This window comes from Stenotrophomonas sp. WHRI 8082, assembly GCF_040223995.2.
Taxonomy (GTDB): Bacteria; Pseudomonadota; Gammaproteobacteria; order Xanthomonadales; family Xanthomonadaceae; genus Stenotrophomonas.
This window is the reverse complement of the sequence record NZ_CP167826.1, coordinates 2,310,369-2,332,672: the sequence shown is the minus strand read 5'-3', so window position 1 is coordinate 2,332,672 and position 22,304 is coordinate 2,310,369. Positions and strand designations below refer to the sequence as shown.

20 protein-coding genes are annotated in these 22,304 nt (G+C 65.9%); 12 read left to right on the top strand and 8 right to left on the bottom strand.

Annotation, left to right across the window (positions count from 1 at the left end; genetic code table 11):
- Window positions 1-32: 32 nt before the first annotated feature.
- Window positions 33-1,415, bottom strand: a complete 1,383-nt coding sequence (locus tag ABRP17_RS10225) for a transglutaminase-like domain-containing protein (RefSeq protein WP_372487003.1) — start codon at window positions 1,413-1,415, stop codon at window positions 33-35.
- Between the two features lie 260 nt (window positions 1,416-1,675).
- On the opposite strand from ABRP17_RS10225, the gene ABRP17_RS10220 reads away from it, so the two are divergent.
- The 7 genes from ABRP17_RS10220 (at window position 1,676) to ABRP17_RS10190 (ending at window position 9,201) form a co-directional block, all read left to right on the top strand.
- Window positions 1,676-3,139 (top strand): SH3 domain-containing protein, encoded by a 1,464-nt coding sequence (locus ABRP17_RS10220; RefSeq protein WP_349984746.1) that lies wholly within the window; start codon window positions 1,676-1,678, stop codon window positions 3,137-3,139.
- Window positions 3,139-4,233: a dipeptide epimerase gene (locus tag ABRP17_RS10215; RefSeq protein WP_192095923.1), complete on the top strand. Its 1,095-nt coding sequence runs from the start codon at window positions 3,139-3,141 to the stop codon at window positions 4,231-4,233. The genes ABRP17_RS10220 and ABRP17_RS10215 overlap by 1 nt, the downstream gene beginning before the upstream one ends.
- Before the next feature lie 106 nt (window positions 4,234-4,339).
- Complete coding sequence (locus ABRP17_RS10210) at window positions 4,340-5,188, top strand: MurR/RpiR family transcriptional regulator (RefSeq protein ID WP_349984747.1); 849 nt, start codon at window positions 4,340-4,342, stop codon at window positions 5,186-5,188.
- A gap of 12 nt (window positions 5,189-5,200) precedes the next feature.
- Window positions 5,201-5,974 (top strand): L,D-transpeptidase family protein, encoded by a 774-nt coding sequence (locus ABRP17_RS10205; RefSeq protein WP_349984748.1) that lies wholly within the window; start codon window positions 5,201-5,203, stop codon window positions 5,972-5,974.
- Window positions 5,971-7,275, top strand: a complete 1,305-nt coding sequence (locus tag ABRP17_RS10200; protein ID WP_188325862.1) for an APC family permease — start codon at window positions 5,971-5,973, stop codon at window positions 7,273-7,275. Before ABRP17_RS10205 ends, ABRP17_RS10200 begins: the two co-directional genes overlap by 4 nt.
- A 292-nt stretch (window positions 7,276-7,567) precedes the next feature.
- Entirely contained in the window at window positions 7,568-7,912 is a 345-nt protein-coding gene (locus ABRP17_RS10195; RefSeq protein WP_349984749.1) for a hypothetical protein, read from the top strand.
- 134 nt (window positions 7,913-8,046) lie between these two features.
- Window positions 8,047-9,201 (top strand): PQQ-dependent sugar dehydrogenase, encoded by a 1,155-nt coding sequence (locus ABRP17_RS10190; RefSeq protein WP_349984750.1) that lies wholly within the window; start codon window positions 8,047-8,049, stop codon window positions 9,199-9,201.
- Between the two features lie 66 nt (window positions 9,202-9,267).
- Here ABRP17_RS10190 and ABRP17_RS10185 read toward each other — a convergent pair whose 3' ends face one another.
- The 6 genes from ABRP17_RS10185 to tsaD all read right to left on the bottom strand — a co-directional run bounded on the left by ABRP17_RS10185 (window position 9,268) and on the right by tsaD (window position 15,989).
- On the bottom strand, window positions 9,268-9,882 hold the full coding sequence (locus ABRP17_RS10185) for a hypothetical protein (protein ID WP_349984751.1): 615 nt from the start codon (window positions 9,880-9,882) through the stop codon (window positions 9,268-9,270).
- A gap of 133 nt (window positions 9,883-10,015) precedes the next feature.
- Window positions 10,016-12,190 carry a glycoside hydrolase family 3 N-terminal domain-containing protein gene (locus ABRP17_RS10180; RefSeq protein WP_349984752.1) on the bottom strand — a complete coding sequence of 725 codons (2,175 nt, stop codon included), beginning with the start codon at window positions 12,188-12,190 and terminating at the stop codon, window positions 10,016-10,018.
- A gap of 141 nt (window positions 12,191-12,331) precedes the next feature.
- A complete protein-coding gene (locus ABRP17_RS10175; protein WP_188325857.1) occupies window positions 12,332-13,594 on the bottom strand; it encodes a mechanosensitive ion channel family protein in 1,263 nt (420 codons plus the stop codon).
- Window positions 13,595-13,655: 61 nt separating this feature from the next.
- Window positions 13,656-14,012 (bottom strand): dihydroneopterin aldolase, encoded by a 357-nt coding sequence (folB, locus tag ABRP17_RS10170; protein WP_349984753.1) that lies wholly within the window; start codon window positions 14,010-14,012, stop codon window positions 13,656-13,658.
- Between the two features lie 91 nt (window positions 14,013-14,103).
- On the bottom strand, window positions 14,104-14,628 hold the full coding sequence (locus ABRP17_RS10165) for a hypothetical protein (protein ID WP_349984754.1): 525 nt from the start codon (window positions 14,626-14,628) through the stop codon (window positions 14,104-14,106).
- A gap of 335 nt (window positions 14,629-14,963) precedes the next feature.
- Window positions 14,964-15,989, bottom strand: a complete 1,026-nt coding sequence (tsaD, locus tag ABRP17_RS10160; protein ID WP_349984755.1) for a tRNA (adenosine(37)-N6)-threonylcarbamoyltransferase complex transferase subunit TsaD — start codon at window positions 15,987-15,989, stop codon at window positions 14,964-14,966.
- 168 nt (window positions 15,990-16,157) lie between these two features.
- Here tsaD and rpsU point away from each other — a divergent pair, with 168 nt between their 5' ends.
- The 5 genes from rpsU to ABRP17_RS10135 all read left to right on the top strand — a co-directional run bounded on the left by rpsU (window position 16,158) and on the right by ABRP17_RS10135 (window position 20,890).
- Window positions 16,158-16,373 (top strand): 30S ribosomal protein S21, encoded by a 216-nt coding sequence (gene rpsU / locus ABRP17_RS10155; protein WP_002808376.1) that lies wholly within the window; start codon window positions 16,158-16,160, stop codon window positions 16,371-16,373.
- Window positions 16,374-16,514: 141 nt separating this feature from the next.
- A complete protein-coding gene (locus ABRP17_RS10150) occupies window positions 16,515-16,961 on the top strand; it encodes a GatB/YqeY domain-containing protein (protein ID WP_192095910.1) in 447 nt (148 codons plus the stop codon).
- A gap of 155 nt (window positions 16,962-17,116) precedes the next feature.
- A complete protein-coding gene (locus ABRP17_RS10145) occupies window positions 17,117-18,088 on the top strand; it encodes a YihY/virulence factor BrkB family protein (RefSeq protein ID WP_372486749.1) in 972 nt (323 codons plus the stop codon).
- 60 nt (window positions 18,089-18,148) lie between these two features.
- Window positions 18,149-19,885 (top strand): DNA primase, encoded by a 1,737-nt coding sequence (gene dnaG / locus ABRP17_RS10140; protein WP_349984756.1) that lies wholly within the window; start codon window positions 18,149-18,151, stop codon window positions 19,883-19,885.
- A 33-nt stretch (window positions 19,886-19,918) separates the two neighbouring features.
- Window positions 19,919-20,890 carry a bile acid:sodium symporter family protein gene (locus ABRP17_RS10135; protein ID WP_188325851.1) on the top strand — a complete coding sequence of 324 codons (972 nt, stop codon included), beginning with the start codon at window positions 19,919-19,921 and terminating at the stop codon, window positions 20,888-20,890.
- Between the two features lie 373 nt (window positions 20,891-21,263).
- Here the strand turns inward: ABRP17_RS10135 and ABRP17_RS10130 are convergent, their stop codons facing one another.
- Complete coding sequence (locus ABRP17_RS10130) at window positions 21,264-22,076, bottom strand: calcium-binding protein (protein ID WP_349984757.1); 813 nt, start codon at window positions 22,074-22,076, stop codon at window positions 21,264-21,266.
- Window positions 22,077-22,304: the final 228 nt, after the last annotated feature.

The following is a 22,304-nucleotide window of genomic DNA, read 5'->3' as shown; positions in this document are numbered from 1 at the left end:
TCTCTCCTGCAGAAATTGAACGGTGTAGGTGCCTAGGGTGTCGCGCTGGGTATGCCGCCTGCAGGCAGTACCTGCCACTGGAACCGGTAGTCCCATTGGTCGAAGTACAGGTTGCCGCCTGCCCACTCGGCCTCGCCGCGCTGCGAGTCCACCGTTTCCGAGCGGAAGTGCTGTTTGGCCGGTACGAAGGGCTGGCCGAAATCATCGTTGAACGCGATGCGGTAGCCATCCAGGCCACCAAAGTAGAAGTCGCGCAGCACCGGATCCGTGCTGTCCAGCGCACCGGTGGTGACATCCATCGGCAGCCAGCCATAGGGCGCCAGATAGACCGCGCCCCAGTCGTGCAGGTTGCTGTAGCCGGTCGCGTTGTCGGAGAACACCATGCCGGACTGCCACCGCGCCGGGATGCCGTTCATGCGCAGCAGGGTGATCAGCAGCAGGGTCTGCTGGCCGCAGTCGGCGTGGCCGGCCTGCAGTGCATGCTCGCTGATGTTGCTCAGCGTGGAGTATTCGCGCGCACCGGCCCACGGGATCTGGTCTACCGCGTTGAACAGCAGGCGCGCCACTTCATACGGGCGGGTCTCGCCCTGCAGCACCCGCTGCGAGTACGCGCGCAGCGCGGGGGTGAAGCGCACATGCGGTGCCTGCTCGGCGAGGTAAGGCGCCAGGGCAGCATCGTGCGGCGTGGGCTGCACCGTGGAGGGATCGATGGCGGTGTGCCGTGCGCTCACGGTCAGGGCATAGCGGATTTCGAACTGCGTCGGCTGGCCGGCAACCGCCTTGGCTTCCAGATACGCCGTGCGCTGTTGCGTGTCCGCAGGCGCGATACGCGCCCGGGCAGGACGGCTGCCGATCCACTGCAGATGTTCCTGCTGTCCCGGAATCTCGCGCGGATACGGAATCCATGCACGCACCGTTTCACCCGCCGGCACGGCGTCGGCCTTGACCACCAGCGATTGGGTAACCGCCACCCGCTGTGGCAATACGAACGCCGTGGGGTTGCCCCGTGCCGCCGCGATCACCTGCGCGTGGTACGGGGTGATCGATTCGAAGGGACCGTCCACCGGCATCGGGGCGTCCGCACGGCGACGGGCACGTGCCTCTTCGCTCAGGCGGAACAGGTTGGACGGCGCGCGATTGAAGTACCAGCGCTGGCCATCGATATCCAGATGCTCCAGCCGCCCCTGCGCATCCCAGCGCGCGAACTCATCGTCGCGCAGGTCCGGAATCCAGTGCCGCAGTTTCTCTTTCGCCGCACGCTCGTCCAGGCTGAAATCCAGACGGATGCGGCGCATGCGCTCCTGCTGGAACCGCAGCGCCTCGGCCCCGGCGACGTCGGTCGCGGGCGTGAGCGTGAGCGCAAGCCGAGACTGCACTGCCTGCTGCGCTTCGCGGAAACGGCCGTTGTCGATCATCGTCACCACGTCGCCGTTGGCATCGGCCGCAGGCGCCTGGGGCACGCTGCCGGCTACCGGTTCGCACACGATCACCGCGCACAGGCAGGCCATGGCGGGCAGCAGCAGTTTGCGAACGACGGTATCCACAGCGACACTTCCCCAGCGCAGGTGGTCATCGCTGTGTAACACGCACGGGGCATCGGGTCAATAATTTATTCTTGCGTTCCCCGCAAAAAGGAATAACTATTCCACTGGCTATCAACGAGGGTGACCGCCGCATGTTCCTGGCTTCCCGTCTCACGCGCCGCTGGCAGGCGCCAGCGCTTGCGCTGGTGCTGGTGCTGTGCCTTGGCAGCCTGCCCGCGCTGGCAGGCACCGCCGCGCCGCTGCCAGCCCCCGATCCCGGCCCCGCCCTGCCCTACATCGTGGGGCTGCATGAGGCCTACCTGACGCCCCAATACTGGGCGGCGCGGCTGCCCGATGCGGATGTGCCGATGCTGGACCGTGCACAGGTCGACGCACAGAACGCGCGCATGCGCCGCGATGATGACCATATCCAGGACATCGGCCGGTTGCCTGCAGCGATCAGCGCGGCGCAGCTGCGGGCATCGATCGTCGCGTTGTCCAGCTGGCCTGCGCGGCCCCTGCACGATAGCCATGGCACGCTGGTGTCGTCGGCGCTGCGCCAGGACATCGAGGCCAACCTGGCGCTGGACGCGCTGCCCGCCAGCACCGCACCGCAGTACGGCCTGGTGGTGCACCGCGCGGCGCTGCGCACGTTCCCGACCCGCCAGCGTGTCTTCAGCAGCAGCGAAGGCACCGACATCGACCGCTTCCAGGAGTCCGCGCTGTTCCCGGGCGACAAGGTCGCCGTGGTCCATCGCAGCGCCGATGGCGCGTGGTTGTTCGTGCACAGCGAACGCTACAGCGCGTGGATCGAAGCCCGCCACGTGGCCACCGGTCGCAAGGACACCGTGCTGGGCTACGGCGCGAAGGGCCCGTATCGGGTCATCACCGGCGCGGTGGCGCATACGGTGTTCACGCCCGAGGAACCACGCGTGTCCCGCCTGCAGCTGGACATGGGCGTACGCCTGCCGGTGCTGGCCGACTGGTCACCTGCGCAGCCCGTGAACGGCCAGCAGGCGCATGCCAGCTGGGTGGTGCAACTGCCGGTGCGCGACGAAGACGGCACGTTGCAGTTGGTGCCGGCGTTGCTGCCGCGCTCGCAGGACAGCAGCGCCGACTATCTGCCACTGACCCCGCGCCTGCTGCTTGCGCAGGCCTATAAGTTCCTGGGTGAGCGCTATGGCTGGGGCCACGACTACGACACTCGTGATTGCAGCGGCTTCGTATCGGAGATCTATCGCAGCTTCGGCGTGCTGCTGCCACGCAATACCAGCGCGCAGGGGATCAGCCCGGCCCTGGACCGCATCACCTTCACCGCGAAGGACGATGCCGCCACGCGGGATCGCGCCGTCGCCGCCTTGCGGGTCGGCGACCTGGTGTACATCCCGGGCCACGTGATGATGGCCATCGGCCACGTCGACGGCCGCACCTGGGTGATCCATGACACCGCCGGTGGCAGCTGGAAGGGACCGGATGGCGCGCGGGTGCAGGCGCATCTGAACGGTGTGTCGGTGACGCCGCTGGAGCCGATGATGGCCAGCGACACCCTGCGCTACATCGACCGCATCACCAACATCCAGCGGCTCCGGCCGCCTACCTCGCCGCAGAGTCCTTGATGAAGATCACCGATATCGAACTGGGCATGCTGCGCGTGCCCTTGAAGACCCCGTTCAAGACCGCCCTGCGCACCGTGGAGACCATCGAGGACGTGGTGGTGATGGTGCGCACCGACAGCGGCCACACCGGCTATGGCGAGGCGGCGGCGACCGCGGTGATCACCGGCGATACGCACGGATCCATCATCGAAGCCATCCGCCATTTCATCAAGCCGCGCCTGGTGGGCCAGGAGGTGGCCAACCTCAACCGCCTGTGCGCGCTGGTGCAGACCTCGATGGAGCGCAACAGCAGCGCGAAGGCGGCGGTGGAGATCGCGCTGTACGACCTGTGGGCGCAGCTGCATGGCGCCCCGCTGTACCAGATGCTGGGCGGCGGCGATCCGGTGATCACCACCGACATCACCATCAGCGTGGACTACATCGACAAGATGGTGGCCGATTCCGTGTCTGCGCTGGATCGCGGATTCGAGTCGCTGAAGATCAAGGTCGGCAAGGACATCGGGCTGGATATCGAGCGAGTGAAGGCGATCCACGCGGCGGTGCAGGGCCGTGCCCTGCTGCGGCTGGATGCGAACCAGGGCTGGACCGCCAAGCAGGCGGTGCACGCCATGCGCACGCTGGAAGACGCCGGCGTGGTGCTGGAGCTGCTGGAACAGCCGGTCAAGGCCGCCGACATCGCCGGGCTGAAGTACGTAACGGACCGCGTGAACACGCCGGTGATGGCCGATGAGAGTGTGTTCAGCCCGGCGCAGGTGATCGATCTGATCCAGCAGCGCGCCGCCGACATCGTCAACATCAAACTGATGAAGACCGGCGGGCTGTCCAACGCCATCCGCATCGCCGACATCGCCGCCATCCACGGCGTGCCGTGCATGATCGGCTGCATGATCGAATCCAGCATCAGCGTCGCCGCAGCGGTCCACCTGGCAGTTGCCAAGAGCGATGTGATCACCAAGGTCGACCTGGATGGCCCCTCGCTGGGGCAGTTCAATCCGGTCAGCGGCGGCGTCACGTTCAATGAGTCGGAGATCAGCATCAGTGATGCCCCCGGATTGGGGATCACCGAAGTGCGCGGGCTGGAGATGCTGGCGTGAACACGCACGCGCAACGCGAAACACCGCGCGCGGCGGGAACCACCGCGATGCCTGACCAAACCGCCGCCGAGCGTGGCTCGGCGCTACGCGACGTGTTGGACGCTGCATGCCACCGCTGCTGAAAATCCGCGCCGAACGTGGGCAGATGTCGGCGATCGAGCGGCGCATCGCGGATTTCATCCTCGACAACGCCCACCTGCTGCGCGACTACTCCTCGCAGCAGCTGGCCAGCGCGCTGGGCATCAGCCAGTCCAGTGTGGTGAAGTTCGCGCAGAAGCTCGGCTTCAAGGGGTATCCGGACCTCAAGTACTCCATCGGCCAGGACATCGCGCGCAGCGGTGCGCCGGCCTCACCAGCGCCTGCCGTGGCCAGCGGCGTGGACGGCTACACCCGCATCGCGCAGGCGCTGCAGGCCAGCAAGGCCGCCGCCGAAGACGAAACGCGCGCGGCCAACCCGCAGTCCGATGTTGAGCGCATCGTCGCCCTGATCGACGCGGCGCCGAAGCTGTTTGTCTACGGGCTGGGCGATGACGGCCTGTATGCCCGCGAGTTCGCGATGCGCCTGTCGCTGCTGGGCATGTTGGTGGTGCACCATGCCGATCCCATCCTGATGCTCACCAACCTCTCCGCGGCCCGTCCGGGCGATGTGATGCTGGTGTTCTCCGAGTTCGGCAAGCTGCCCCAGTTGTCGATGCTGTCACGCCAGTTCCAGGATGTCGGCGGCAAGGTGGTATCGATCACCCGGCATACCGCCAACCCCCTGCGCGCCCATGCCGATGCGTCACTTGCCGTCTGCGCGGAAGATCGCGCGGCGCACGTGGCGCAGGTGCTGTACCGTTCTTCCTTGCAGTCGCTGCTGGATTTTGTTTTCGTGCTGTTGTGCGAGGCCAATCCGGACCGCAACCGCCAGTTGGCGGTCAACCTGGAACGCATCGAACACCTGCTGGATACCTGACCGGAGCTGCCCATGAAGTCGCTGTTGCGTTGCCTGACCATCGCGGCGCTGTCGCTGGCCGGTCCCGTTGTCGCCGGCACGCCGTTGCACGGCGCCGATCAGCTTGTGGTGGTGACCAGCGAGGGGTGGGACAGCACACAGGGGCGCCTGCAGGCGTACGCGCGCACCCGCAGCGGATGGAAGGCAGAGGGTGCACCGTTCGACGTCGCGTTGGGCCGCAGTGGCAGCGCGTGGGGCCTCGGCCTGCATGACGCGGATATCGACACGACGGCCCCCCAGAAGCGCGAAGGCGATGGTCGCAGTCCTGCCGGTGTGTTCGCGCTGGGTACCGCCTTCGGCTACGCCGCGCAGGCCGATACGAGGTGGCCGTGGCAACCGATGCGCGAGAGCAGCTACTGCATGGACGTGCCCGACTCGCCGTACTACAACCGCATCGTCGATGCAGACACCGTGGGCGCAGATGCGGTGGAAGGCTCCACCGAGCCGATGCGACTGGACCTGCACAAGAACGGCGACATCCGCTATCAGCAGGGCTTCGTGATCGCGCATAACCCGCGCAACGTGCCCGGCCAGGGCAGCTGCATCTTCGCCCACCTGTGGGGCACGCCCGGTGAGGCGACGGCCGGCTGCACGGCCATGACGGCGGCACACATGCAGGCGCTGCTGGCCTGGCTGGACCCACGGCAGTCACCGCGCTTCGTGCTGTTGCCACGGGCCGCATATGCGCGACTGCAGGACGCGTGGCAGCTGCCTGCGTTGCCGCCCATCGCCAAGGCCCAACCGTGAGCGCGGCCGATACCGAGCCCACCCCGAGCCTGCAGCGCGCGGTCAGTCGCTGGCAGATCGTTGGCCTGTCCATCAACGATGTCATCGGCAGCGGCATCTACCTGCTGCCCGCTGCGACGGTGCTGCTGCTCGGCCCGTTCAGCCTGTGGGGCGTACTCGCGGCAGGCGTGGTCGTCGCCCTGCTGGTGCTGTGCTACGCGCAGGCCGCGAGTTACTTTGACGAACCCGGCGGCAGCTATCTGTACGCACGCGAGGCCTTCGGCCGGTTCGCTGGCTTCGAGATCGGCTGGATGATCTGGCTGACCCGCATCAGTTCGGCCGCTGCCCTGAGCAACGCGCTGGCCGATGCCGTGGCCCGCTTCTGGCCCATGGCCGGCAGTGGTGGCGGACGCGTCGCGGTGATCGTGCTGTCGCTGGCCTTCCTGACCGGGATCAACATCGTCGGTGTGCGTTCTGCCGCGCGTACCGGCGTGGTGCTGGTGATCGGCAAGCTGGTGCCGCTGGTGTTGTTCGTGGCCATCGGCGCGTTCTACATCGATCCGCAGCTCGCCTTCTCCGGTCAGCGCCCGGACCCGCATGACCTGCAGCGGATGGGCGAAGCGGCGCTGTTGCTGCTGTACGCGTACGCCGGATTCGAGAACATTCCGGCCGCCGCGGGTGAGTATCGCAACCCGCGGCGTGACATCCCGTTCGCTCTGATCACCATGATCATTACCGTCACCGTCATCTATGCAGCGGTACAGATCGTGGCGCAGGGGACGCTGGTGGGCCTGGCGGGGTCTGCGACGCCGCTTGCTGATGCGGCGGCCGGCTTCGGTGGCGAGGCACTGGCCCTGATCCTGACCGTGGGGGCGACGATCTCGATTCTGGGCACGAACAGCAACACGATGATGATGGGGCCGCGCTTCCTGTATGCGTTGGCGGCCGATGGCTACGGCCCCAAGGTGCTGGCGCAGGTGCATCCGCGCTTCCGCACGCCTGCGGCGGCGATCCTGTGCCAGGGTCTGATTTCGTTGGCGTTGGCGTTGAGTGGTTCGTTCGTGCAGTTGGCGCTGCTGTCGATGACGACGCGTCTGTTTGCCTACATCGGGACCGCTGCCGCCGTGCTGGTCCTGGCGAAGCGCTTTGCCGACCGTCCCGGTGCGTTGAAGCTGCCGGGCGGCCCGGTGATCCCAGTGCTGGCACTGGTGCTGTGCCTGGCGCTGTTTGCCAGCGCGAGCTGGGCGAACATCCTGGCGGCGCTGGCCGCGTTCGCGGTGGGCGCGGTGATTTATCTGTTCCCACGCAAAGCGGAGCAGTAACCCACGCGGTACCCATGACGCGCCCGGCTGCGTCCGCTAGGTAGAGCCGACTTCAGTCGGCTGCATTTCGCGCAAGAGCAGCCGACTGAAGTCGGCTCTACGAGAGCAGGGGCAAGAGCAGCCGACTGAAGTCAGCTCTACCAGAGCGGGGTGGTGGCGGGGGTGGCATGAGCAGCACGGGCGTAAGCCACAACCTGCCGGCTGCACGTTGCGCTCACGCCGTGGGCCCGGGGCGTTAACCGCCGCTCCGCCATGATGAAGCCTCACTCATGACCAAGACGGAGCCCACCCAATGAGCCCCGATTATCAGATCCCCGGCCGCGTGCCGGACGACGGTGTGCAGCGCGATACGTTCTCCACTTACTGGCGTGAGCGCTATCCGAGCGAGCCGTACTTCGATGCCAACTCGGCCTTTGATGAGTACGAGCCCGCCTACCGCCTCGGCCATCAGTCGCGGGCACAGGATGTCATCCGTGCCTACGAAGAGGTTGAGCGTGAGCTGGAAACGCGCTGGGCCGCCGAGCGCGGAGAGAGCCGCCTGGAATGGCTGCAGGCGCGGCACGCTGTGAAGCGTGGCTGGGAAGATGCATTGCTGGCCGATCCGCGCCTGGGCAAGGATCCGAAGCGCGGCCTCTGATCACGACTGCGACATGATGGTCCCCGATGCGCCCCTCAGTGGGCGCATCGTCGTTTCCGCGCCGCGCACGGTGTGCACGACGGGGATGGTATACAGAAGGGGTTGGCCATCCGCGTCCCCGTCTGGAGATACCCATGACCCGTAAGTTGCTTCTCACCCTCGCCATCGGCTTGACGCCGGTGTTCGTCACGACCGCCTGCAGTGCGGCGGCACCCGATGCACCGGCCCCCGCCGCGACACCGAAGACACAGGCCGCGTTCAACAGCACGGAGTTCGCGCGCTTCGATGAGCCGTGGGCCATGGCCTTCCTGCCCGACGGCAGCCTGCTGGTGACCGAGAAAGGTGGCCGCCTGCAGCACTTCGATATCGGCACCAAGCAGAAGCACGAAATCAGCGGTGGCCCGAAAGTGGCCTACGGCGGCCAAGGCGGCTTCGGCGATGTCGTGCTGCATCCCGCATTTGCCAGTAACCAGCTGGTGTATCTGAGCTACGCCGAACAGGGCAGCAACGATACGCGCGGTGCGGCCGTGGCGCGTGGCAAGCTGGTACTCGATGGCAAGGGCGGCGGCACGCTGCAGGACCTGTCGGTGATCTGGCGGCAGGATGCGAAGGTCAGCGGCAACGGCCACTACGGTCACCGCATTGCGTTCGGCCCGGATGGCAAGCTCTGGATCACCTCCAGCGAGCGGCAGAAGTTCGATCCCGCACAGGACATGAAGAGCAATCTGGGCAAGCTGATCCGGTTGAACGACGACGGCAGTGTGCCGGCAGACAACCCGTTCGTTTCGCAGGGTGGCGTCGCCGCGCAGGTGTGGTCGCTGGGCCACCGCAACATGCTCGGCATTGCCTTCGACGGCAGCGGCAAGCTGTGGGTGCACGAGATGGGCCCGGCCGGCGGCGACGAGTTGAACCTGATCACTCGCGGCGAGAACTACGGGTATCCGATCGTCTCCAATGGCGACCACTACGATGGGCGGCCGATCCCGGACCACAGCACGCGCCCGGAATTCGCGGCGCCGAAGATCACCTGGAATCCGGTGATTTCGCCTGCCGGCTTCATGATCTACAGCGGCGACCTGTTCCCCCAGTGGAAGGGCAGCGGCTTCATCGGCGGCCTGTCGTCGCAGGCGCTGGTGCGCGTGACGTTCGACGGCGAGAACGCGCGTGAGGCGGAGCGCTTCGACATGGGCGCACGCATCCGCGAAGTCGAGCAGGGACCTGACGGTGCGGTGTGGATCCTGGAAGATGGCAAGGACGGCAAGCTGCTGAAGCTGACCCCCAAGGGCTGAGCAGCCGGGGTCGGATCCCTTTCGCAGCGCGAAGACGATCCGACCCCGCCCCTCGCGGGACGCGCGTTACTCCTGGATGGTCACGACCTTCACGTCGCTGCGGCTGCATGCCTGATCGACGCACGTGCCGTTCAACCAGACCTGGCCGCTGCCGATCATCACGCCCTGCTGGTTCGCGAACACGGTGTCGAAGGACTGCGCGGCGATCGCCTGCGCGACCGGCGTGGTGATGATCTGTGCGTAGTCGTGCTGGAACGCAGCGGCATCGGCGATTTCGCGCTTGCCGGCTGCGGTTTCGACATGCAAGGGATAGCGCATCAGCGTGGCGACCGCGGCACGGTCTTCGCTGGCAACGCCCTGCTGCAGCGCCTTGAATACGCGTTCATAGCTGTCCGCATCCCCGAGCACCCGCTCGATGCGGGTACGCGCCTGGCCGGCGTCCTGCGCTGCGGCGTCTGCCGGTGCGTTGGGCCCGGACTCCACGGCAGACGCAGTGCGGTCGTCGGGTGCGGCCGTCATCGGCGGGGGCGTCGGCGTGTCAGGCTGTGCAGGCGCTGCGCCCGTCATCGGCGGCGGCGCGGCTTCGTCAGCAGCGGGTGGCGCGGCGGACGGGCTGCAGGCGGCCAGCAGCAAGGGGCTGGCAAGCAGCAATGGCAATGAGAAACGTCGTGTCAGGCGCATCGGTGACTCCGTCAGAATCGGTCACCACCAGCCTAGCCCGGCCAACGTGAGCCGGGCATGCATGACGGGCCGCAGACGCGTGTGCGCCGTGTTGGCAGACCCGTGCAACGCGCCCGCAGGCGCGTTGATCGCGTCAGCCCGCGAGCAGCTCGAACTGCACCGGTGAACCACTGATCGCCGAGGCACACACCCACAGGTCGAACAGCCCCGGCTCCGCACGCAGCACGTTGTCGCGGCCGGTGAACTCCAGCTGCGAACGGTGCACGGTGAACGCCACCTCGACCGACTCGCCCGGCTGCAGCATGACCTTGCGGAAATCCTTCAGCTCACGCACCGGGCGCACACGGCTGGCAACGCGGTCATGCACGTACAGCTGCACCACTTCTTCACCGGCCACGCTGCCGGTGTTGGTCAGCGTGGTGGTGACGGTCAGCGTGTCATCCCAGCCCAGGCGGGCTGCACTCAGCTGCGGTACGCCGTAGGCGAAGCTGGTGTAGCTGATGCCATGGCCGAACGGGTACAGCGGCTCGTTCGGGATCTCGCGCCAGCGTGCCTTGAACTCCGACATGGTCGGCAGTTCCGGACGGCCGGTACGCGGATGGTTGTAGAAATAGGGCTGCTGGCCGGACACCTGCGGGAAGCTCACCGGCAGACGTGCGGACGGGTTGTAGTCACCGAACAGCACATCGGCCACGGCGTGGCCGGTCTGCGTGCCCAGATACCACGTGATGGCCACGGCCTGCGCATTGCGCACCGCGCCCTGCAGGGCCAGCGCGCGACCATTGCGCAGCAGCACCACCAGCGGCTTGCCGGTCATCGCCACCGCTTCGGCCAGCGCCTGCTGCGCGGGCGGCAGGGTGATCTCCACGCGCGACTGCGCTTCGCCGCTGTACCGCTGCGGTTCGCCCAGTGCCAGCACCACCACGTCGGCGCGCAGGGCAGCCGCTACCGCTGCTTCGATGCCACCGCTGACGGCCGCTTCGAGGTCACAACCCGGCACCACTTCCAGCTGCGCTTCGTCGGCGATGGCCGCGCGCACGCCGGTTTCCAGGTCGACATAGCGTTCCTTGTCACCGAACAGCGTCCAGCAGCCTTCGATGTTCTCGCGGTCCTGCACGAACGGGCCGATCAGCGCGATCTTCTGGCCGGTCTTGCGCAGCGGCAAGGCGGCGTGTTCGTTCTTCAGCAGCACGATGGAGCGGCGCGCCGCATCACGCGAGAGCGCGTCATGGGCCAGGATGTGCGCGTCATCGGCTTCGCGTGCCGGATCCAGCGAACGGTACGGGTTGTCGAACAGGCCGATGGTTTCCTTCAGCCACAGGATGCGACGCACCCCTTCGTCCAGCACCGACATCGGCACTTCACCACTTTCCACCAGGCCCGGCAGGTGTTCGGCATAGAAGCCGCTCTGCATGCTCAGGTCCAGCCCGGCGGTGAATGCCTTGGCCGTGGCGTCGCGATCGTCGGCGGCATAACCGTGTGCCACCAGTTCCATGTCGGCGGTGTAATCGGAGATCACCACGCCGGGGAAGTTCCACTCACCGCGCAGGATGTCGGTAAGCAGCTCCGCATTGGCACTGGCGGGCACGCCGTTGATGTCGTTGAACGAGGACATCACGGTGACTGCACCGGCATCGAAGGCGGCCTTGAACGGCGGCAGGTGCACGTCGCGCAGGGTCTGCGGCGAGATGTCCACCATGTTGTATTCCATGCCCGCCATCACTGCACCGTAGGCAGCGAAATGCTTCGGCGTGGCCAGCAGTGCGTCGTCCGCGCGCAGGTCATCGCCCTGGAAACCGCGCACGCGGGCAGCGGCAAACGCACAGCCCAGCACCACGTCTTCGCCCGCGCCTTCCGCACCACGGCCCCAGCGCTGGTCGCGGGCGATGTCCACCGCCGGCGCATAGGTCCAGTGCAGGCCGGCGGCCGTCGCTTCCACCGCCGTGGCACGCGCGGTGCGGCGGGCCAGGTCGGGCTCGAAGCTGGCTGCTTCACCCAGCGGAATCGGGAACACGGTGCGCATGCCGTGGATGACATCGGCCGCCAGGATCACCGGGATGCCCAGGCGGCTTTCTTCCAGCGCAACCTGCTGGATGCGGCGGCCCAGTTCGGCGCCCACGCCGTTGAACAGCGAGCCGACCTTGCCTTCACGGACCTGCTGCAGCACCTGGTCGGCGTTGCTCACGTTGGCTTCCGGGTTCACATCCGGTGCAAAGGGGCGAACCATGTCGGCGAACACGCCCAGCTGACCCACTTTTTCTTCCAGGGTCATCTGTGCAATGAGGGATTCGATACGTTCGGAAGCCACCGGGTGTCCTTGATGTAAACGTTTTCAGTGCCGACATTCTATCGGTATCGGGTCCATATGTGCGCATCTTCTGCGTTCATGTGGACCCGGTCTGTGTGGTTGGCCGCAGGGCCAGGGGGTCAGATTAAAGCACCCGGCCTATCAGCGGGCAGCGTCGCGGGCGGTCATCAGCATGGCGTCGCTGGATGACTGGAATACGCGCAGGCCGAAGGCCGGCAGTACCGCCAGCAAATGGTCGAAGATGTCGGACTGCACGCCCTCATATTCCACCCATGCCGTGCTGCGGGTGAAGCAGTACAGCTCCAGCGGCAGGCCCTCGGTGGTCGGCTCCAGCTGGCGCACCATCAGGGTCATGTCCGTATTGATACCGGGGTGGCTGCGCAGGTAGCGGTCCACGTACGCCCGGAACGTGCCCAGGTTGGTGACCCGGCGGCTGTTGATCTCGTCGGCGCCGCGTTCGCGAAGCTCGGCATTCCAGGCCGCCAGTTCCTCTTCCTTGGTCTTCAGGTAGTCGCCCAGCAGCGCGAAGTGGCCGATGCGGGTGCGGACTTCCGGCGCCATGAAGCCGACACTGTGCTGGTCCAGGTAGAGCGAGCGTTTGATCCGCCGTCCACCGGACTCCTGCATGCCGCGCCAGTTCTTGAAGGACTCGGTCACCAGCTTCTTGGTCGGGATGGTGGTGATGGTCTTGTCCCAGTTCTGCACGGTGACCGTATGCAGGGCGATATCGATGACATCGCCATCGGCATTCTGGCTGGGCATTTCGATCCAGTCGCCCAGGCGGATCCGGCCGTCGCCGCTGATCTGCACGCTGGCGACCAACGACAGGATGGTGTCCTGGAAGACCAGCATGAGGACCGCGGTGGCGGCACCCAGGCCGGTCACCAGGTAGCGCAGCTCGACACCGGCGAGGGTGGCCACGATCGCCAGGCCGGCGATGGCGAAGATGACGATCTTCGCCACCTGCAGGTAACCCTTGATCGGCTTGTTGCGCGCGTCCGGCCGACGCTCGTACAGATCGTTGGCGGCGTCGAGCGCATGCGATATCGCCAGCGAGACGGTCAGGATCGCCCATGCCTGGCAGGCGGCGACGATGAAGGCGACCAAGCCCGCCGGCAGGTCCGGTACATAGGTGATGCCGGAGGCGATGACCTGGCTGGGCACGACGTTGGACAGGCGCGCGATCACCCGCATGACATTGCTGCCACGGCCGGAATCGGCACCGGGCAAGCGGGCGATCAGGCGACGCAGGCCGCGCAGCAGGATGCGCTTGGTGACCCAGTTGGCGACGAACGCGGCGATCACCAGCGCCGACAGCATCAGGCCGAGGTACGCACCCGGGTAGGGCGCCAGGGAATCCTGCAGCTTGTCCAGCCAGTTCACGATTACTACCGCATCCACCATCAGTTGTGTCTCCTGCTGTTTCAGTTGTGTTTCGGGTTGTCGGGGTTGGCGTTACCGGGCGTCAGGGCGCGCGTTCGCGCTCGATGATCACGCCGACGGCACGGGCGCCGCGTACGGCACCGGGCTTGCTGAGTTTCAGCCGCAGCCAGCGCACATCGAACTCCTGCAGGACGATCTCGGCACAGCGCTCGGCCAGGGTTTCCACCAGGCCGAAGTCAGAAGCACGCACGTACTCTTCCAGCCGCTTGCTCACCGCCTTGTAGTTCAGCGTGTGCTCGATGTTGTCGCTGGCAGCCGGGCGGCGATTGTCGAAGCCCATTTCCAGGTCGAACACCAGCGTCTGGCGGATACGGCGCTCCCAATCGTAAATGCCGATCAGAGCGTCGATTTCCAGCCCTTCGATGAATACCTTGTCCATGCCCGATGCCCAGCGAATGAGGCGGCCATGGTAACGGGACCGGGCGTGGGGTGCAGGGACGGGGCGTGAACGGGTAGCCCGCTGCGACGGCTCATTCGATCATTTCAGGCGCTGCCGGGCCACCACGGTCAAGCGTCGGGGACAGATTGGTAGATGCCGGAACCGCACGATAACCAAACACATCGGCAATGAGATTCGCGAAGCCGATGCGCGAGCCGTACAGAATCACCGCCAACAATGCGACAACAGCGGCAGCCAGTAAATTCGCGACGAGGTTCTCGGCGATGGCACGCGGGAGCGAGCGGCGCTCGGCGAGGCGTCGGCATAGCTCGCCCTGATAGCGCAGTTCGATCTCACGCGTCGATTCACCGAGCACTTCCTGGGCAAATACCTCAAGCGACTGCTCTGCCTCGGATCGATAGGCTGACACACGCAGACTGAGATTCGCCGTGACAATGAACGCTTCGAGTTCGTCTTCGGTAGGACAACGCCCCTTGTCCAGTCGGAATGCATCGATGAACTTCAACTTGTCACGTTTGTACAAGGCGTATGCGACATGCCCCGCCATATCACCTTCGTCATTGACGAGCTTGGCGTAGGTCAGATGCCCGCCCACCGCTGCATCAGCCGCGTTTCAGCGAACCGAGTGCAATCCTGCCAGCCCGGTTGATCATGTCGCGGGTCAGCACTACAGGGTACTGCGCGTTGCCGGGGTGTAACGCAGGCGCCGTAGAGGACGAAGAACGCGCTATCAGGCGCTCGTTGGCATCACGCACCATCTGCCTTGTCACGACGACTTTCGGGTAAAGCATGAGCACGGGCTACTCCACGATTCGACAACGCGTGAAAGAGTATTGCACCGCGGTGACCGGCAGTGGGCGCTGGATCGATGACCATCAAAAGAAACGATGAAAATCCGGCACACGTACGCTCATCAACAACCGCTTTTCCTTACACCGCCGGCAGCGTCGCCATGTCCCAACGAGAAGTGACGTCCACGCGTGGCGGAGTGTGCTGGCCGGCCTGCAGCCGCAGCGCGCCGGCGAAGGCGATCATCGCGCCGTTGTCGGTGCACAGCGCCGGACGCGGAAAACAGGCACGGCCGCCCAGCTTGGACGCCATCTCCTGCAGGCGCACGCGCAGGCGTTTGTTCGCCCCCACGCCACCGGCCACGACGATGACATTGGTGCCTGCCGCCTCCAGCGCGCGGCCGCATTTGATCACCAGTGTTTCCACCACCGCGTCTTCAAAGCCGCGGGCGATGTCGGCACGGGTCTGCTCGGTCTGGTCACTGTCGCGCCATGCCAGCAGCACCTGGGTCTTCAATCCGGAAAAACTGAAATCCAGCCCGGGCCGGTCGGTCATCGGCCGCGAGAAGCGGAACGCGCCCGGACGCCCCTGTTCGGCCAGCGCGGCCAACTGCGGACCGCCCGGATACGGCAGCCCCATCATCTTGGCGGTCTTGTCGAAGGCTTCGCCGGCGGCATCGTCCAGGGTCTCACCCAGCAAGCGATACCGGCCGATGGCGTCCACCGCCACCAGCTGGGTATGGCCACCGGATACCAGCAGCGCCACGAACGGGGCCTGCGGCGGGTCGTCTTCCATCAGCGGAGCCAGCAGATGGCCTTCCATATGGTGTACACCCACCGCCGGCACGTCCAATGCCCATGCCAGCGAACGGGCCACGCCGGCACCGACCAGCAACGCGCCGACCAGCCCGGGGCCGGCCGTGTAGGCCACCCCGTCGATGTCGTTGACGCCCATCCCGGCCTCGTCCAGCGTCTGCCGGATCAGCGGCAGCAACTTGCGCACATGGTCACGGCTGGCCAGTTCAGGCACCACCCCGCCGTACTCGGCGTGCAACGCGATCTGGCTGTACACCGCGTGGGCGCGCAGGGCCTCGATGCCGGTCAGGTCGGTGTCATACACCGCCACGCCGGTCTCATCGCACGAAGATTCAATACCCAGGACTCTCATGTGGTGTATTATGCGCCCCCTGCGTGCTCCTCAGGGGCGATGCAGTCCCTTGAGATGCAAGAAAACCGGCCCGTATTCAGGCAGGGGCGCTTGCAGTTTATCGAACCGCCGCTATAATGTGCGGCTCGCCGGGTATAGACCCGGTTCTACACAGTGTCCGGAGATTCCATGCCCAGCGTCAAAGTCCGCGAGAACGAACCTTTTGAGTTTGCTCTTCGCCGCTTCAAGCGCACTTGCGAAAAGGCCGGTGTGCTGGCCGAAACCCGTAAGCGCGAGTTTTACGAAAAGCCGACCCAGGAACGTAAGCGCAAGGCTGCTGCTGCAGTAAAGCGTCAGCTGCGCCGTTCGTCGCGCGACGTTACCAAGCGTCAGCGCCTGTACTGATCGGACGCACTCATGGCGACAGGTCCTGCCTGTCGCGGTGAGGTTGAAGCCGGCACGCGCAAGCGTCGCCGGCTTTTTGCGTTCCCGGGAATCGGTTCCCGATGCCCCTATCTGCCCGACCATCGACACACGAGGTGCCCCATGAGCATGAAGCTGCAGCTCAACGACGACATGAAGGCCGCCATGAAGAGCGGCGACAAGCACACCCTGGGTGTGGTCCGCCTGATCAAGGCTGCCGTCCAGCAGAAGGAAGTGGACGAGCGTATCGAACTGGACGACGTGGCCGTCATTGCCGTGCTGGACAAGATGGTCAAGCAGCGCAAGGACTCGATCAGCCAGTACGAAGCCGCCAACCGCGAAGATCTGGCACAGATCGAGCGCGAGGAAATGGTGGTGATCGAGCGCTACCTGCCGGCCAAGATGGGCGAAGCGGAGATCATCGCGGCGATCCAGGCGGCCGTTGCCGAAACCGGCGCTGCCAGCCCGGCCGACATCGGCAAGCTGATGGGCGCGCTGAAGCCGAAGCTTGCCGGCCAGGCCGATATGGGCCTGGTGTCCAAGCTGGTCAAGCAGCAGCTCGCGGGCTGACGTAAACGCCTGCGCACTTCTGCCCTGGTGCCGCCGCGCCACGCTCGGCGGACAGGGTCAGAACGCTTCAAGGGAAAGCCGCCGAGCAGGGCTCGGCGCTACCTTCGCTTCGCGCTTCACCCTTTCTTCGACCTGCGGCTGGTAAAACAGCCCGCATGTCCGATCCGACCCACACCCCCCCCGCCACCGCCGCCACCGCCGCCACCGCCGCCACCGCGCACAGTCCTGTGCCCGCGCCGCTGCGCAAATATGTCGACCGGCTGCAGCGCAGCTTCCCGATGGCGGTGATCAACCGCTTCATCGAAGTCGACGTACTGAGCCAGGCCGCCGCAGTCTCGTTCTATGCCTTGCTGTCGATGGCCCCGCTGCTGGTGCTGCTGCTGTGGCTGACCGCCTCGCTGTATCCGCCCGCACAGCAGGCGCTGGTTGATCAGATCGCAACGGCGGCCGGCAGCAGCGTGGCGACGGTCGCCGAGACCGTGCTGAAGAACGCCGACAACCAGCCCAACATCGGATCGCTGGCCGGCATCTGGAGCACGTTGTTGTTGTTCATCGGTGCCACCGCGGTCTTCGCGCAGTTGCAGAACGCACTGAACCTCATCTTCCGCACCAGTGGCGAGCGCCTGGATGGCTTGGCGGCGTGGCTGCGCAAGCGTGTTTTCTCCTTCGGCGTGGTGCTGGCGCTGGGCTTCCTGCTGGTCGTCTCCATGACCGCCACCACGATGCTGCAGGTGGCGTTTGCCCAGCTGCCCTCGCTGCTGCCGGCACTGGGTTACCTCAGCACCCTGCTGCTGTACACCGTGGCCTTCGCCTTCATGTACCACTACCTGCCCGACCGACGCGTGGCGTGGCGACAGGCCTTCATCGGCGGCGCCATCACGTCGGCGCTGTTCGCCTTGGGTCGCTACGGCATCGGCGTATACATCGCCCAGGTTGCGCCGGGCAGTGCGTATGGATCAATGGGCGCACTGGTGATCTCGCTGGTCTGGATCTACTACGCGATGGTGGTGTTCTTCGTGGGTGCGGTGATGACCTCGGTGATCGACGAGCGCCTGCGCGCGCGTACCCATCTGGCCGCCGCCGGCATCACACCGCCAGAGCCGGGCGAGACCGTCGCCAACAGGTAAACTAGGGGCCTGATCTTTCTGCCCCGCGCGGCCGCCCTGGCCGTGCACCTGCTGGTGGCCATGGCCCGCATCCCCGACGCGTTCATCGACGACCTGCTTGCCCGCTCCGACATCGTCGAAGTGGTGGGCAGTCGCGTTCCCCTGAAGCGCCAAGGCAAGGAATACGCGGCACGCTGCCCGTTCCATGACGAACGCTCGGCCTCGTTCACGGTGTCCCCGACCAAGCAGTTCTATCACTGCTTCGGCTGCGGCGCGCATGGCACCGCGATCAGCTTCCTGATGAATTACGACCGCCTCGAGTTCCTCGACGCGGTGGACGAGCTGGCCAAGCGGGTCGGCATGGAAGTGCCGCGCAACGAGAACCCGCGCAACGCGCAGCAACAGGATGAGGGGCGCGAACTGTATTCGGCCCTGGACGCTGCCGCGCGCTTCTTCCAGAAGAATCTGGAGGACAGCGAGAAGGCACGCAGCTATCTGGACGGCCGTGGCGTGGACGAAGAGAACCGCGCGCGCTTCCAGATCGGATATGCGCCGGATGGCTACAGCGGGCTGCGCGATGCACTGGGCAAAGACGAGCGGCGGATGAAGCTGCTGGACCGCGCCGGCCTGTTTTCCAAAAACGACCGCGGCCATGTCTACGACAAGTTCCGCGACCGGGTGATGTTCCCGATCTTCGACCGCCGTGGCCGGGTGATCGCCTTTGGTGGCCGTGTCTTCGAAAAAGACGATGGCCCGAAGTACCTCAACTCGCCGGAGACCGCGCTGTTCCACAAGGGGCGCGAGCTGTACGGGTTGTGGCAGGTGCGCCAGGCCAACCAGAAGATCGAACGGTTGATCGTGGTCGAGGGCTACATGGACGTGGTCTCGCTGTTCCAGTTCGGCGTCACCCAGGCGGTGGCGACGCTGGGCACGGCGACCACGCCGGACCACGCCGAGCTGCTGTTCCGCAACGCGCCGGATGTGTTCTTCTGCTTCGATGGCGATGCCGCTGGACGCCGCGCGGGCTGGAAGGCGCTGGAATCGGTGTTGCCGCGCATGAAAGATGGCCGACAGGCGTTTTTCCTGTTCCTGCCCGACGGCGAAGATCCGGACACCATCGTGCGCAAGGAAGGCGCCGAGGCCTTTGATGCACGGCTGAAGGCGGCCACGCCGCTGTCGCAGTTCTTCTTCGACGAGCTGTCGCGCGAGATCAACCTAGGCACGCTGGACGGCAAGGCACGCCTGGCTGAGCGGGCCAAGCCGATGCTGGCGCAGATCCCGGATGGCGCCTTCGGTGACCTGATGAAACAGCAGCTGTCGATGGTGACCGGGCTGGGTGCCAACGCTGCCCAGCGCGCGGTGCCGCAGCCGCGACTGGCTGGCCGTCCGATCGCCCCGGTGGCCAAACGCAGCCTGGTGCGCGCCGCGATCGCGATCCTGCTGCAGCAACCCTCGCTGGCGATGTCCCTCGGCGGTCGCCACCATTTCCATGGCCTGCGGCTGCCCGGCGTAGAGCTGCTGCTGGAGTTGCTGTCGCTGGTCGAGCAGCGTCCGGACATCAGCACCGGCGCCTTGCTGGAGCACTTCGACGGCCGCGAGGAGCAGGCATCGCTGCATACGCTGGCCGCGCAGAGCATGGCGGGCGATGAAACCCTGTGGACCGAAGAGCTGCACGACGCGGTAGGTCAGCTGGAGAAGCAGCTGTTGTTCCAGCGCATCGAAGACCTTAACGCCAAGCAGCGACAACACGGCTTGGACGATACTGACAAATTCGAAATGCGCGAGCTGCTCAAGGCCCGCGCCAGCCTGCGCATCTGATCGCGTGGGCACCCGCCAAGGAGCCTGCCCGACATGACACGCTGGTGGTCGCGACTGCGACCGGACAACTTCACCCTCGCCCTGCTCGGCACCGTACTGCTGGCCTCACTGCTGCCGATGACCGGGGCCGCGGCGATGGTCCTGGATGATGTCACCAATGTAGCGATCGGCCTGCTGTTCTTCCTGCACGGCGCGCGACTGCCGCGCGAAGCGGTGATCGGCGGCCTGCTGCACTGGCGACTGCACCTGCTGATCCTGGCCTGCACGTTCGTGCTGTTCCCGTTGATCGGGCTGCTGTTCCATCCGCTGTCCGGGTGGCTGCTGACGCCGGAGCTGTACCTGGGCGTGTTGTTCCTGTGCACCCTGCCCTCCACCGTGCAGTCGTCGATCGCGTTCACTTCGATGGCGCGCGGCAACGTGCCGGCAGCCGTGTGCAGCGCGTCGCTGTCGTCCATCCTTGGCGTGTTCCTGACGCCGCTGCTGCTGACCGCACTGGCCGGTACGCAGGGCGGCATCCACAATCCGCTGGAGGCCATCGGCGGCATCATGCTGCAGTTGCTGGTGCCGTTCGTGGCCGGCCATCTGCTGCGACCGTGGATCGCCGGCTGGGTGGAACGCCAGCGCGCGCTGCTGCGCTACACCGACCAGGCCACCATCCTGCTGGTGGTGTATTCCGCCTTCGGTGCAGCGGTGACCGAGGGCCTGTGGTCGAAGACCCCGCTGCTTTCACTGTTCACCGTGGCCGTGGTGGCGGCGGTGATCCTGGGCATCGCGATGCCGCTGATCACCTTCATCGCGCGCCGCCTGAAATTCAGTCGCGAAGACGAGATCGCGATCGTGTTCTGCGGCTCGAAGAAAAGCCTGGCCACCGGCATTCCGATCGCCAAGGTGCTGTTTGCCGGCGGCAGCCTCGGCGCGATCGTGCTGCCGGTGATGATCTACCACCAGATCCAGTTGATCGTGTGCGGCATCATCGCCCAGCGCTACGCCAGAGAAACCCGGTAACCCGGTATCCCGGTAACGCCGAGCCATGCTCGGCGGCTGTCTTCACGGACGTCTGGCACATTCCGCCGAGCGTGGCTCGGCGCTACCAGAGCCGAAGCATCATCGCCCAGCGCTACGCCAAAAAAGCCCGATAGCCCGGTAGCGCCGAGCCATGCTCGGCGGCTGTCTGCACGGACGTCTGACACATTCCGCCGAGCGTGGCTCGGCGCTACCAGAGCCGAAGCATCATCGCCCAGCGCTACGCCAAAAAAGCCCGATAACCCGGTAGCGCCGAGCCATGCTCGGCGGCTGTTTGCACGGACGGCCTGACACTTTCCGCGAGCGTGGCCCGGCGCCACTAGAACCGGCTTCCGGTAGTGACGGCCGCTGGCCGTCAGTCGAGCAGGCGGGCGACGGTGAAGCGCGGCAGCCAGACCCACAGGTCGTAGCTGCGGTCGGAGCCCTTATCGGTGCGTGGCGATGCGCCCAGAAAGGGTGGGATCGGTTGGCTTCCGCATCGGCGGTAGCCGCGACAGCCCCAGAACTCGCCGGTGCGCGCCTCGATGCGGACGTTGTACTGATCCAGGTCGACAAGCAGTGAGGCCATGGGCGGGTAGGTAATCATGCTGGGCTGACTGCGCATGCCGTGCACATTCCCAATCAGTACCAGCAGACGCGCGTTTGCAGGCAAGGCGTTATACCGTTCGCGCAAGTCGTTGGCCATGGCGGCATCGCGCGTGCCGGGCGGTGCGCCCTCGGCAGGCAACGGCACGTGGTCAATGCCGTAGACCTGGATATCGTTTCCACTCTCACGCAATACGCGCAGCGCTTCAATCATGTCCAGCATGTCGTGGCTGCGGCGTCCGTCATGGAGGTGCGACTCCACCGTCCAGTACTTCGTACCCCGCAGGGCACTACGCGCAGCCGTGTCGCCCGTGGACTGCAGATAGGTTCGCAGGGCGTCGTTCTCGCTGGTGGGCAACTCCAATGCCAACTGAGTGGGAATTCCCTGTCGGGCGTAGGACTCCACGATCTGCTGCAGCAACTGCGGTGTTTCGCGTGTGCCATGCATTTCCCCGAGCACCAGCAGACGATGAGCGCCAGCGTGCTCCCGGATCTGCGCAGCGATCGATTCGTCAGCCAGCGCGCGGTTTGCAAGCAGCAAGCTGATCAGCAAAGTGCAGCCAAATCGCATCCATCGGGACATCCGCGCCACCTCGCTTCCTTCGGGTCGTGATGCAAGGAGTGGCGACGTTGTGTGCGTGATTCAAGATCGAGGCGGTAGCGCCGAGCCATGCTCGGCGGCTGTTTGCACGGACGTCTGACACATTCCGCCGAGCGTGGCTCGGCGCTACCAGAGCCGAAGCATCAGCAGCGCGCGCCGGGCCGACGCGCAGGCTCCCGGTAGTGACGGCCGCTGGCCGTTAGCACACCC

Coding starts and splice junctions, on each gene's coding strand:
- ABRP17_RS10225 (WP_372487003.1), bottom strand. CDS start 1,415: ATGATCGACAACGGCCGTTTCCGCGAAGCGCAGCAGGCAGTGCAGTCT.
- ABRP17_RS10220 (WP_349984746.1), top strand. CDS start 1,676: ATGTTCCTGGCTTCCCGTCTCACGCGCCGCTGGCAGGCGCCAGCGCTT.
- ABRP17_RS10215 (WP_192095923.1), top strand. CDS start 3,139: ATGAAGATCACCGATATCGAACTGGGCATGCTGCGCGTGCCCTTGAAG.
- ABRP17_RS10210 (WP_349984747.1), top strand. CDS start 4,340: ATGCCACCGCTGCTGAAAATCCGCGCCGAACGTGGGCAGATGTCGGCG.
- ABRP17_RS10205 (WP_349984748.1), top strand. CDS start 5,201: ATGAAGTCGCTGTTGCGTTGCCTGACCATCGCGGCGCTGTCGCTGGCC.
- ABRP17_RS10195 (WP_349984749.1), top strand. CDS start 7,568: ATGAGCCCCGATTATCAGATCCCCGGCCGCGTGCCGGACGACGGTGTG.
- ABRP17_RS10190 (WP_349984750.1), top strand. CDS start 8,047: ATGACCCGTAAGTTGCTTCTCACCCTCGCCATCGGCTTGACGCCGGTG.
- ABRP17_RS10185 (WP_349984751.1), bottom strand. CDS start 9,882: ATGCGCCTGACACGACGTTTCTCATTGCCATTGCTGCTTGCCAGCCCC.
- ABRP17_RS10175 (WP_188325857.1), bottom strand. CDS start 13,594: ATGGTGGATGCGGTAGTAATCGTGAACTGGCTGGACAAGCTGCAGGAT.
- folB (WP_349984753.1), bottom strand. CDS start 14,012: ATGGACAAGGTATTCATCGAAGGGCTGGAAATCGACGCTCTGATCGGC.
- tsaD (WP_349984755.1), bottom strand. CDS start 15,989: ATGAGAGTCCTGGGTATTGAATCTTCGTGCGATGAGACCGGCGTGGCG.
- rpsU (WP_002808376.1), top strand. CDS start 16,158: ATGCCCAGCGTCAAAGTCCGCGAGAACGAACCTTTTGAGTTTGCTCTT.
- ABRP17_RS10150 (WP_192095910.1), top strand. CDS start 16,515: ATGAGCATGAAGCTGCAGCTCAACGACGACATGAAGGCCGCCATGAAG.
- ABRP17_RS10145 (WP_372486749.1), top strand. CDS start 17,117: ATGTCCGATCCGACCCACACCCCCCCCGCCACCGCCGCCACCGCCGCC.
- dnaG (WP_349984756.1), top strand. CDS start 18,149: ATGGCCCGCATCCCCGACGCGTTCATCGACGACCTGCTTGCCCGCTCC.
- ABRP17_RS10135 (WP_188325851.1), top strand. CDS start 19,919: ATGACACGCTGGTGGTCGCGACTGCGACCGGACAACTTCACCCTCGCC.
- ABRP17_RS10130 (WP_349984757.1), bottom strand. CDS start 22,076: ATGTCCCGATGGATGCGATTTGGCTGCACTTTGCTGATCAGCTTGCTG.